1 protein-coding gene is annotated in these 687 nt (G+C 68.7%); it reads left to right on the plus strand.

Annotated elements, in window-relative coordinates:
• Positions 1 to 16 precede the first annotated feature (16 nt).
• Positions 17 to 687: acyltransferase domain-containing protein (locus NP777_RS47060; RefSeq protein ID WP_256656348.1), on the plus strand; the 671-nt coding region annotated here is incomplete at its 3' end.

Here is a 687-nt window from a genome sequence, read left to right on the forward strand (position 1 = left end):
TGCGGGTGAGGATCAGGTGCGTCCGTTGCTGGTGGCGGGGGTGGATATCGCGGCGGTGAACGGGCCCGCTGCGGTGGTGCTCTCGGGTGATGAGGAACCGGTGCTGCGGGTGGCGCGGGAGCTGTCGGATCGGGGGTGCCGGACGCGGCGGTTGGCGGTCTCGCATGCGTTTCACTCGGAGCGGATGGAGCCGATGCTGGAGGAGTTCCAGCGGGTGGTGGAGGGCCTGTCGTTTACCGCTCCGGTGATTCCGCTGGTGTCGAACGTGACCGGGGAGTTGCTGGATGCGGAGGCGGTGTGCGCGCCGACGTACTGGGTGGAGCATGTGCGTTCGGCGGTGCGGTTCGCGGATGGTGTGCGGGCGCTTGCCGAGTACGGGGTGAGTACGTATCTGGAGCTGGGCCCCGATGGCACGCTCTCCGCGATGGGCCGCGAGTGCCTGGACGACGGGCACACCGCCTTCGTACCGGCACTCCGTCGGGAAGGTGACGAGACCCGCGCCCTTGTCACGGCCCTGGCCACCTGCCATACGCGTGGTGTGCGCGTGGACTGGGCGACCGTGGTTGGCGGAACGCCTACTGGTTCGGTCGATCTGCCGACGTATGCCTTCCAGCGGGAGCATTACTGGTTGATGGGGGAGCGGCGAGGTGTGGGTGATGTGGCGTCCGCGGGGTTGGTGGGCGTCGG

It is taken from the genome of Streptomyces rugosispiralis (genome assembly GCF_024505145.1).
GTDB classification, from domain to species: Bacteria; Actinomycetota; Actinomycetes; order Streptomycetales; family Streptomycetaceae; genus Streptomyces; species Streptomyces rugosispiralis.